This window comes from Rudaea sp., assembly GCF_036383415.1.
In the GTDB taxonomy this organism is placed as follows: Bacteria; Pseudomonadota; Gammaproteobacteria; order Xanthomonadales; family Rhodanobacteraceae; genus Rudaea.
Genome location: NZ_DASVOK010000229.1, coordinates 1 through 9,905, shown reverse-complemented (window position 1 = coordinate 9,905; position 9,905 = coordinate 1). Strand labels below are relative to the sequence as shown.

Genomic DNA, 9,905 nt, shown 5'->3' with positions numbered 1-9,905 from the left:
TTCCTCGCCGCGGCGCTGCACTGCAGGCGGCTTGGCGGATTCGGCCATCGTGCGCTCGGCCGGCGGCGGCGCGGCACGTGGCGCAGGCGTAGCTGGCTTGATCCTTGCGTTGCGCCAGGGATCGTCCGATTGGGAATTTTTACGTTGCATGTGCTTATGCTAACCGCATTACGCATCATTGGTGCCGATATGCCGACGATCGAAGTGGTCGAAGCCGATATCACGACGCTGCGCGTGGACGCGATCGTCAACGCCGCAAACGAAGCGCTGTCGGGTGGAGGTGGCGTCGACGGCGCGATCCACCGCGCCGCAGGTCCGCGCCTGTCGGCCGCATGCAAGGCCATCCAGCTGGTGCGCCCGTACGTGCGCTGCCCGACCGGCGAGGCGCGCATTACACCCGGTTTCGACCTGCCCGCGCGCCACGTCATCCACACCGTCGGGCCGATCTGGCATGGCGGCAAGGATGGAGAGGCCGAACGGCTCGCGAGCTGCTACCGCGAGTCGTTGCGACTCGCGTTCGAGCACGGTGCGCGCAACCTGGCGTTTCCGGCCATCAGTTGCGGCGTGTTCGGCTATCCGCTGGACCAGGCAGCGCGCATCGCGATACGCGAGGTGCGTGCCTGGCACGGAATCTCGCCGCAGCGCGTCGTGTTCTGCTGCTTCGGCAAGGACGCCGTGCACGCCTACCGCGACTTGTTGGAGCCGTGACTCCACCCGCGCGGCATCGGAGTATCATGGCGAAAAGCTCCTGGAGTCCCGCCATGATCCGCGCAATCGCCATGGCACTGCTGCTGCAGATCTCCGTTGTCGCCGCCGCGGCCGGCCCGCAACCGGAATTCGGCGGCCAGTGCGCCGAGGGTCTTGCGACTGGTCGCCACGTGATGACCGACTGCAGCCTCACCTGGACCGACAAGGACGGCAAGGTCTACTGTTTCCGCGACACCGCGTCGAAGACCGAGTTCCTCAAGGATCCCCAGCAGAATCTCGAACGCGCGCGCACGTTCATCGCCGCGAGCTTGGTGCAGTCGACCGAAGAGGCGATGCAGAATTTCGACGGCAACGATGCGGAGACCGTGGTCAAGGCGCATGTCGCGGCGCAGACCAAGGCCAACGGCGGCGTCTTCGCGCTGACCGACCCGCTCGACGGCTCGCCGCTCAAGCTCGCGTTCGACGGCATCGACTTCACGCGCACGATCGACGGCTACGGCTTCTTCCCCGACGTCAAGTTCCACGACAGCAAGGACGCGCAGAAGAACTACCTGGTCGACTTCTGGGTGGCGCCCGCGAACGGCCAGCTGCAGATCGTCGAGACGCGCATCTACCAGGCCCCGAAGCAGCAGGACGGCAAATGGACGGCCGTCACGCGCCAGCCGATTCCGTGGTGGTGGATACCGGCCTCCGAGCATCCCGGCCACATGGCGCAGAAGCGCAGCTGGGAAGTGATGTCGGTCGTCGAGCAGAATGCGCTCGCCCAGGCCGCGAAGAACGGCGGCATATTCAAGCTCAAGGACGACAAGACCGGCAAGGACCTGAACCTGGAATTCGTCGACACGCACCAACCGATTCGCCAGCTCGACGACGGGCACTTCTTCGCCTGTACCGATTTTCGTACCGCCGGCAGCAAGGGCGAAATCTACGACATCGATTTCTGGCTCAGCGAAAAGAACGGCAAGATGAGCGTCGACCAGGTGCGCGTGCACAAGGTGCCCGAACTCAAGAACGGGCAGTGGATCCAGGTGCCGCGCTACAGCTGGAAGGACCTGGGCGAATCCAAGGTTGTTCCCTGAGCCCTGACAAGGCGCCGACCTTCCCCTTGCGGGAACGTCGGCACGTATCGTTTCGTTTCCTGCGCGGCGTTGAGCAGCCGCATGGCCGCTCGAACGGCGCGACTTGGTCAGCAGACTAGGCGGCTTTCGCCTTCGTCCACTGCCCCAGCGCGGCGAGACCGTTTTCGCGCGCGCGCGACACGACGATCTTCTGCGCCTCGGCGAAATTCTTGACCAGGTCCTTGGCCCAGTACTTCAGCGCGGCCGACTGCATCGCGCGACCGTAGCTGAAGGACAGCGGCCACGGGTGCGGGCCCATCTGGTTCATCGCGTTGAGGTGCGCGGTCGACTGCTCGTCGGTCTGGCCGCCCGAGAGGAAGACGATGCCCGGCAGCGAGGCCGGCACGGTCGCCTTGAGGCAGCGCACGGTCGCTTCGGCGACTTCGTCGACCGAGGCCTGCTCAGGACAATCCTTGCCCGAGATTACCATGCTCGCTTTCAGGATCGTGCCTTCAAGCATGACGTTCTGCTCGTACAGCGCGCCGAACAACGAGCGCAGCGTCGCCTCGGTCACGTCGTAGCAGACGTCGATGTCGTGGTTGCCGTCCATCAGCACTTCGGGTTCGACCATCGGCACGATACCGGCTTCCTGGCACAGCGCAGCGTAACGCGCGAGCGCATGACAGTTCGCCTCGATGCAGGTGCCGCTCGGCGCATCGTCGGCGATGTTGATCACCGCGCGCCACTTGGCGAACTTGGCGCCGAGCTTGGCGTATTCGGCGAGGCGCTCGCGCAGGCCGTCGAGGCCTTCGGTAACGACTTCGCCCGGAAATCCGGCCAGCGGATGTGGGCCCTTGTCGACCTTGATGCCGGGCAGGATGCCGTTGTCCATCATCACCTTGGTGAACGGCACGCCGGCTTTGGTCGACTGGCGAAGCGTTTCGTCGTACAGGATCGCGCCGGAAATGTGCTCGCCGAGCTTCGGCGCGGTCAGAAGCATCTCGCGATAGGCGCGGCGGTTCTCTTCGGTGTTCTCGATCTTGACCGAGTCGAAGCGCTTCTTGATCGTGCTCGTCGACTCGTCGATGGCGATGATCCCCTTGCCCGGCGCTACCATCGCCTGGGCGATGCTTTCCAGTTCTTCGATGCTCATGGATGACTCCGTAACGTTGAATTCGTGCGCGTACGCGCTGCCGCGATTCGCAGATCGCGGGGGCCGGCATTATAGGCCGATTCGGATTCCGCTGCTGGCAAGCTGAACGCCAACGCGGCGCCGGCGCCGGCGCATGAACTTTTCGTTACGCAGCTGGCAGCTTGAAGTCCTCAAGCTTGCACGCATCGAGGATGCGCTGGCGCTCCGCCACCGCGCTCGGCCCCTTGTTCACGTCGGGCGCGTTGAACGGCATGACCACGTAGGTGTAGACCGGATCCTTGCCGACGTTCTTCTGCGCCGCGGTGTACTGCAGGCCCTTGACGATGTCGACCGCGACCGCGCCGAGATCGCCCTCGGGCACGATCTTCTCGAGCTTGACCTGGCTCGTCGCACCGCCGCGTTCGATGCGGTAGGACACCGCCACGCAGGTCGGCGTCGTCAGGCCTTTGCCGTACGAAGGCACCTTCGGATCGCCCGTGCCCGACACGAGCCACCAGTTCGACAGTTCCGCGGGCTGCACGAGGTGCGCGCGCTCGAGTGCGAAAGCGCTGCCGCTGGCGGCGAGCAGGGTCAAGGCGAGAACGCGAAACACCGGTTTCATGTCGAGCTCCTGTGGCACGCGCCGGAACGACGCTTTGGAACTTGGATCATACGCAAGCCCGCTCGTTCGCGAAATCCGGCGCCACGTTTCCATCGTGTTCATCCGTGCCCAACGGCACATTGCCGCCGGGGAGGTGCGTGGCAGAATGCCGGTTCTTTCCGTGGAGAAAACTCATGCGTGCGATCGCGCTCGGCGCCCTTCTCGTCTTCAATCTTGCCGCTGCCGCCGACGCGTCACCGCCCGATCCGCAGCCGATTCAATCCGACACGTTCGCCCCGCTCGACGTGTTCAAGCTCGAGTGGGCCGACCGCCCGCAGCTCTCGCCAGACGGCAAGCGTGTCGTCTACCAGCGCATGCGCTTCGACGTGATGAAGGATCGCAAGCGCTCGCAACTCTGGCTCGTCGACGCCGAAGGCCGCGGCCAGCGCGCGCTGATTTCCGACAGCAGCGACCAGCGCAACGCCGAATGGTCGCCCGACGGCAAGCGCATCGCCTATATCGCCACGAGCGAGGGCAAGGCGCAGATCCACGTACTCTGGCTCGACTCGGGCGCAAGCTCGGCGATCACGCATCTGACCGAAGGTCCGGGCAGCCTGTCGTGGTCACCCGATGGCCGCTGGATCGCGTTCACCCAGCGCGTGCCCGCGCAGGATCCGCCGTTCGCGAAACTGCCGCCCGCGCCGAAGGGCGCCGAATGGGCAGAGCCGGCCAAGCTGATCGACCGTCTCACCTATCGCATCGACGGCGGCGGCTACGTCGATCCGGGATATGCGCATGTCTTCGTCGTCTCCGCCGACGGCGGCGCCGCGCGCGAAGTGACCACGGGCAAGCATGACTTCGCCGGTCCGATCGCCTGGGCGCGCGACGGCAAGAGCGTCTACGTCTCGGCCAACCTCAACGACGACTGGGAACACCAGCCGCTCGAAAGCGAGCTGTATCGCGTCGACGTCGACAACGGTGCGCTGACCAAGCTCACCGATCGCAAGGGGCCCGACCGCAATCCGGTGATCTCGCCCGACGGTCGCACGCTCGGCTACCTCGGCTTCGACGACAAGGGCCATCCGTATCAGGCCGTGCATCTGTACGCACTCGATCTGACCAGCGGCAAGTCACATGCAGTGACTGCCGACACCGACGTCAGCGTCGAAGAGCCTGTGTGGGATGGCAACGGCGCCTTGTACTTCAGCTACGACGAACGCGGCGTGACCAAGATCGGCCATGTCGGCCTCGGCGGCGGCAAGGTCGAAACCGTCGCCGATGATCTTGGCGGCACCCAGATCGGCCGGCCGTACACGGGCGGCGCGATGTCGGGCGCGGCCGGGCGCGTCGCCTACACGCGCGATGCGCTGACCCACACGGCCGATGTCGGCATCGTCGCGCGCGGCAGCAAGCCGAGGTCGCTGACCGACCTCTCGTCGAACCTGCTCGATCACAAGACCCTCGGCAAGGTCGAGGAGATCAACGTGAAATCCTCGGCCGATGGACGCAGCGTGCAAGCATGGGTCGTCTATCCGCCACGCTTCGATCCGAAGAAGTCGTATCCGCTGATGCTAGAAATCCACGGCGGGCCGTTCGCCGCCTACGGTCCGCATTTCGCACCCGAGACGCAGCTCTACGCCGCGCAGGGCTATGTCGTCGTCTACGCGAATCCGCGCGGCAGCACGAGCTACGGCACCGAGTTTGCCAACCTGATCGAGAACGCCTATCCGAGCCAGGACTATGACGATTTGATGAGCGTCGTCGACTCGGTCATAGCACGCGGCAGCATCGACACGAGCAATCTGTTCGTCACCGGCGGCAGCGGCGGCGGCGTGCTGACCGCATGGATCGTCGGCCACACCGACCGCTTCCGCGCCGCGGTCGTCGCCAAGCCCGTGATCAATTGGTACAGCTTCGTGCTGACCAGCGACTTCTACCAGTTGTTCACCAAGTACTGGTTCCCCGGCGTGCCGTGGGAGAACGCCGAGCACTACATGAAGCGCTCGCCGATCGCCTATGTCGGCAACGTGAAGACGCCCACGATGATGATCACCGGCGACGCCGACCACCGCACGCCGTCGGGCGAGGCCGAGCAGTTTTACCAGGCGCTCAAGCTGCGCGGCATCGACACCGCGATGCTGCGCATCCCGGGCGCCTCGCACGAGATCAACACGCGCCCGTCGAACATGCTCGACCAAGTGCTGTACACGATCGGCTGGTTCGAGAAGCACCGCGCGGGCGCGGAGAAGAAATAGTTACCGCACCTGCACAAGCCGGGGTGCGACGATTCGCGCCCCGGTGCATCGCATCATAGATCGCCCAAACCTTCGGCCACGCCGCCCGGCCCCACGCGCAGCAGCTTCATCGTATTCGTGCCGCCGTGCTGGCCGGTGTGGTCGCCCGTGGTCAGGATCACGCGGTCGCCTTCGCTGAGGTGATTCAAGTTGAACAAGGTCTGCACGGCGGCCTTGGCCGCGTGTGCGGGATCGACACCGTGCGCGTCGAACGCGATCGGGGTAACGTCGCGGTAGATCATCATGCGCCGGCGCGCGCCGACGCGGCGCGAGAGCGCGTAGATCGGCACGCGCGAGCGGTAGCGCGAGAGCCACTGCGCGGTGCCGCCCGATTCGGTCAGCGCGACGATCGCGCGCACGCCGATGTGCCTCGCGGTATACATCGTCGCGAGCGCGATCGCCTGGTCGACGCGTTCGAGGCGCACGGCCGGCGCGGCGAATTCCTCGCCCACCTCGAAGCCGCGCTCGGCGCCGACGCAGACGCGCGCCATCGCCGCGACGGCCTTGTCCGGATGTTTTCCGGCTGCGGTTTCCTGCGACAGCATCACCGCATCGGTGCCGTCGAGCACGGCGTTGGCGACGTCGAGCACTTCGGCACGCGTCGGAATCGGCGACTCGACCATCGACTGCATCATCTGCGTCGCCGTGATCACGACCTTGCTGCGCGCGAGCGTCTCGCGAATGATCTTCTTCTGGATGCCGGGCAACTCCGCGTCGCCGATCTCGACGCCGAGATCGCCGCGCGCGACCATGACTACGTCCGACGCATCGATGATGCCGGCCAGCGCCGGGCCGATCGCTTCGCTGCGCTCGATCTTCGCCACCATCGCTGCACTGCCGCCGGCCGCGCGCATGAGCTTGCGCGACTCCTCGATGTCGGCCGCCGACTTGACGAACGAGATGGCGAGGAAATCCGCATTGATCTGCGCAGCGGTCTTGATGTCCTCCTTGTCCTTCTCCGCAAGCGCGGTCAGCGAGAGGCCGCCGCCTTGGCGGTTGATGCCCTTGCGGTCGGACAGCGCGCCGCCGGCGACCACGGTCGTGTGGATGCTCGTGCCTTCGATCTTGTCGACCTTGAGCGAAATCAGGCCGTCGTCGAGCAGCAGCATGTCGCCCGGCTTCACGTCGTTACGCAGGCCGAGATAGCTCACGCCGATGCGCGTCGCATCGCCTGGCGGCGCCTCGGTACGGCAGTCGAGTTCGAACGGATCGCCGCTCTTGAGGATCACCGGCCCGGCGAGGAATTTCTCGATGCGGATCTTCGGCCCCTGCAGGTCGGCGAGCACGGCGACCTCGCGGCCAAGCTCGGCGGCGACCTCGCGCACTTCCCTGGCGCGGCGCGCGTGATCCTCGGGTTTGCCGTGCGACATGTTCAGGCGCACCACGTCGACGCCTTCGGAAAGAATCTTCTTCAGCATCCCCGGCGCGTCGGTGGCCGGCCCCAGCGTGGCGATGATCTTGGTGCGGCGGACTTGCGTTTCCATCTCTCCCTCTCGGCTCTGCGTGGCTTTGGTATCGATGTCGCTACGCTAGCACAACGTTGCGCAAATCGTTGTGCCAGGTGCGGCGGCGGCATCGATCCACCACCGGCTGCGCAAAAAAACCCGCGGCCGACGGCACGGACAACGTTACAATTCGCGCATGTCCCTGATCCAACTCCAACGCGTCGACTACGGCGTCGGCGGCCCGCTGCTGCTCGAAAAGGTCGATCTCGCGATCGAGGCCGGCGAGCGCGTCTGCATCGTCGGCCGCAACGGCGAAGGCAAATCCACCCTGCTGCGCCTGATCGCCGGCGAGATCAAACCCGACGACGGCGAGGTGCGCGTGCAGAACGGCGTGCGCGTGGCCAAGCTCGCGCAAGAGGTGCCGCAGGACGTGGCCGGCAGCGTGTTCGGCGTGGTCGCCGACGGCCTCGGCGACCTCGGCGCGTTGCTCGCGCGCTATCACCATCTGATTGCGGAACATTCCGCCGATCTGGACGCGCTCGGCGCGGTGCAGGCGCAGATCGAAGCCCAGCACGGCTGGGATCTCGACCGGCGCGTGTCGCAGGTGCTCGAACGACTGGAACTGCCCGCCGACATCGACTTCGCCGCGCTGTCCGGTGGCATGAAGCGACGCGTGCTGCTCGCCCAGGCGCTCGTGCGCGCACCCGACGTGCTGCTGCTCGACGAGCCGACCAACCACCTCGACATCGAGGCGATCGCCTGGCTGGAAGAATTCCTGCGCAACGCCGAGTTCAGCCTGATCTTCGTCTCCCACGACCGCAGCTTCCTGCGTGCGCTGGCGACGCGCATCGTCGAGATCGATCGCGGCCAGGTCACTTCATGGCCCGGCGACTACGCCAACTACCTGCGCCGGCGCGAGGAACGCCTGCACGCCGAGGCGCAGGCGAACGCGCTGTTCGACAAGAAGCTGGCGCAGGAGGAAGTCTGGATCCGCCAGGGCATCAAGGCGCGGCGCACGCGCAACGAGGGCCGCGTGCGCGCACTCAAGGCGCTGCGCCGCGAGCGCGCCGAGCGGCGCGAACTCGGCGGCAACGCGAAGATGACGCTGGCAACGACGCAGGCCTCGGGCAAGAAAGTCATCGAAGCGCGTGACGTCGACTACGCCTGGAACGACAAGCTGATCCTGCGCGATTTCTCGACGACGATCCTGCGTGGCGACCGTATCGGCATCGTCGGCCCGAACGGCTCGGGAAAAAGTACACTTTTGAAACTCTTGCTCGGCGAGTTGAAGCCGCAGCGCGGCGAAATCGAACCGGGCACGAACCTGCAGATCGCCTACTTCGACCAGCACCGCAGCGCGTTGCGCGAGGACTGGAACGCGCTCGACAACGTCGCCGAAGGCACCGAATACGTCGAACTCAACGGCAGTCGCAAGCACGTGCTCGGCTATCTGCAGGATTTCCTGTTCTCGCCCGAACGCGCGCGCGCGCCGATCACGCGCCTGTCCGGCGGTGAGCGCAACCGCCTGCTGCTCGCGAAACTCTTCGCACAGCCGTCGAACCTGCTCGTCATGGACGAGCCGACCAACGATCTCGACGTGGAGACGCTCGAATTGCTCGAGGAGCTGCTCGCCTCCTATCAAGGCACGCTGCTGCTCGTCTCGCACGATCGCGAATTCATCGACAACGTCGTGACCTCGACGCTCGTGCTCGAAGGCGATGGACGCGTCGGCGAATACGTCGGCGGCTTCAGCGACTGGCTGCGCCAGCGGCCGGCGGCAACGGCGCGCAACGAGCGCCGCGAATCCGCGCCGACGGTCTCCGCTGCGGCAACGCCTGCACCCGCCGACGACGAAGGCATGGCTCCTTCGGCAAAGCGCAAACTGAGCTACAAGGACGCTCGCGAACTCGAACAGTTGCCTGCGCGCATCGAGACACTCGAAAACGACATCGCCGCGCGCACGGCAGCGATGAACGATCCGGCGTTCTTCAAGCAGGACAGTTCGGCCATCCTCGCCGCGAACAGCGAACTTGCGAAACTGCAGGCGGAACTCGATCACGCCTACACACGCTGGCAGGCGCTCGAAAGCTGAGCGCGACTCGGCTAGGCTTCGCGCGATAGCAATCCCATCGCCGAGCCAGCCATGCTTCGCCTCCTCGCCCTCCTCCTGATCGCCGCGTCGTGCCTTGTCGCGGCCGAAGTACCAGCGCAACCCACACGCCAGAAAACCTGCCTAGTGCTCGGCGGCGGCGGCGCGCGCGGCGCGGCGCATATCGGCGTGCTCAAGATGCTCGAGCGCGAGCGCGTGCCGATCGACTGCATCACCGGCACGTCGATGGGCGCCATAGTGGGTGGCCTCTACGCGGCCGGTTACACGGCTGACGAAATCGAGGCGGTGCTCAAGAGCATCGACTGGAAGGACATGTTCAACGACGACCCGCCGCGCGAGGAGCTTCCGATGCGGCGCAAGGAGGACGAACTGCGCTTCCTCGGCGGCATCGAGCTCGGCCTGCGCGACGGCAAGATCGCGCTGCCGCGCGGCGCGATCCAGGGGCAGAAGCTGCAGCTGCTGCTGCGCCGCCTGCTGCTATCCACGCTGCGCACCGAGGACTTCGATGATTTGCCGATTCCGTTCCGCTCGGTCGCGACCGACATCGGCAAGGGCGA

The 9,905-nt window shown here is 65.8% G+C and carries 8 protein-coding genes; 5 read left to right on the top strand and 3 right to left on the bottom strand.

Annotated features, from left to right (window positions below; all coding sequences use genetic code 11):
- The first annotated feature begins 189 nt into the window (after positions 1–189).
- Entirely contained in the window at positions 190–708 is a 519-nt protein-coding gene (locus VF497_RS08880; RefSeq protein ID WP_330887794.1) for an O-acetyl-ADP-ribose deacetylase, read from the top strand.
- Positions 709–761: 53 nt separating this feature from the next.
- On the top strand, positions 762–1,787 hold the full coding sequence (locus tag VF497_RS08875) for a hypothetical protein (protein ID WP_330887792.1): 1,026 nt from the start codon (positions 762–764) through the stop codon (positions 1,785–1,787).
- 115 nt (positions 1,788–1,902) lie between these two features.
- On the opposite strand, the gene VF497_RS08870 is transcribed toward VF497_RS08875, so the two are convergent.
- Positions 1,903–2,919 carry a class I fructose-bisphosphate aldolase gene (locus tag VF497_RS08870; protein ID WP_330887790.1) on the bottom strand — a complete coding sequence of 339 codons (1,017 nt, stop codon included), beginning with the start codon at positions 2,917–2,919 and terminating at the stop codon, positions 1,903–1,905.
- Positions 2,920–3,064: 145 nt separating this feature from the next.
- Positions 3,065–3,520, bottom strand: coding sequence for an energy transducer TonB (locus VF497_RS08865; RefSeq protein ID WP_330887788.1), 456 nt, complete (start codon positions 3,518–3,520; stop codon positions 3,065–3,067).
- Positions 3,521–3,693: 173 nt separating this feature from the next.
- Between VF497_RS08865 and VF497_RS08860 the strand changes: the two genes are divergently transcribed.
- Positions 3,694–5,754 (top strand): S9 family peptidase, encoded by a 2,061-nt coding sequence (locus VF497_RS08860; protein ID WP_330887786.1) that lies wholly within the window; start codon positions 3,694–3,696, stop codon positions 5,752–5,754.
- A gap of 53 nt (positions 5,755–5,807) precedes the next feature.
- On the opposite strand, the gene pyk is transcribed toward VF497_RS08860, so the two are convergent.
- Positions 5,808–7,277 (bottom strand): pyruvate kinase, encoded by a 1,470-nt coding sequence (pyk, locus tag VF497_RS08855; RefSeq protein WP_330887784.1) that lies wholly within the window; start codon positions 7,275–7,277, stop codon positions 5,808–5,810.
- A gap of 157 nt (positions 7,278–7,434) precedes the next feature.
- Here pyk and VF497_RS08850 point away from each other — a divergent pair, with 157 nt between their 5' ends.
- Together VF497_RS08850 and VF497_RS08845 are read left to right on the top strand one after the other, a co-directional pair.
- On the top strand, positions 7,435–9,330 hold the full coding sequence (locus VF497_RS08850; protein WP_330887782.1) for an ATP-binding cassette domain-containing protein: 1,896 nt from the start codon (positions 7,435–7,437) through the stop codon (positions 9,328–9,330).
- A 51-nt stretch (positions 9,331–9,381) separates the two neighbouring features.
- Positions 9,382–9,905, top strand: a 524-nt coding sequence (locus VF497_RS08845) for a patatin-like phospholipase family protein (RefSeq protein WP_330887780.1), incomplete at its 3' end; no start/stop codon positions are given.